Source organism: Vallitalea longa (assembly GCF_027923465.1).
GTDB classification, from domain to species: Bacteria; Bacillota; Clostridia; order Lachnospirales; family Vallitaleaceae; genus Vallitalea; species Vallitalea longa.
Genome location: NZ_BRLB01000046.1, coordinates 1 through 1054 on the forward strand (window position 1 = coordinate 1; position 1054 = coordinate 1054).

1 protein-coding gene is annotated in these 1054 nt (G+C 36.8%); it reads left to right on the forward strand.

Features of this window, described 5'->3' with window-relative positions; translation table 11 throughout:
* Positions 1-1054, forward strand: a 1054-nt coding sequence (locus QMG30_RS24740) for an AMP-binding protein (protein WP_281819900.1), incomplete at both ends; no start/stop codon positions are given.

The window sequence follows — 1054 nt, forward strand, 5'->3', positions numbered from 1 at the left end:
AAGACAAAGAAGAACAACTAACCTATAGTGAACTGGATAGATGCTCCAATCAAGTAGCAGCATACCTGATTCAAGAAGGCGTAGAAAAAGGTGATGCAGTAGCTGTAATAGCCTCAAGAGACATAGCGACAATCATAAATGTAGTCGGTATCGTAAAAGCAGGTGGAATATATATCGCTATAGACAAAGAATATCCCAAAACAAGAAAAGAGTACATCCTAAAGAACAGTAACGCAAAAAAAGTACTAAGCACTCAAAAATATCAAGAAGAAATAAAGGACAGGTATTCAAGTGATGAAATAGATGTAGAAGTATCAAAAGAAGACATAGCATATATAATCTATACATCAGGAAGTACAGGAGAACCAAAAGGTGTGGTCATATCACAAAAAGCGGTAACCAATACGATACAGGACATAAACGAAAGATTCCATGTAGACAGCAAAGATAAAATCATAGGAGTATCATCCATGTGCTTCGACTTATCAGTATATGACGTGTTCGGGGCCCTGTCAACAGGAGCAACGTTGATACTGGTAAAAGACCAAAGAGACCCAGAAGAACTGACCAGAACAGTACTTGAATCAGGAGTGAGTATATGGAACACAGTACCTGCAATAATGAATATGATGATAGAGCATATAGCAGAAAATCAAGAAGAATACAAAAAATACGACTTCAAGAAGTTAAGGACCATAATGTTAAGTGGAGACTGGATTCCACTAAAATTACCAGAGAACATAAAAAATTACTTTGAAAAATCACAGGTAATAAGCCTTGGAGGAGCTACAGAAGCATCCATATGGTCAATTTATTACCCCATAAATCAGATGGATGAGACATGGAAAAGCATACCATACGGAATGCCCCTTGCCAATCAAACGATACATATACTAAGTGAAGAACAAAAGCAATGTCCCATAGGAACAAAAGGAGAAATATACATAGGAGGCAAAGGAGTAGCATCAGGATATAAAAAAGACAAAGAAAAAACACAAAAAGCATTCATAGACCATGATGAACTAGGAAGAATCTATAGGACAGGAGACTATGG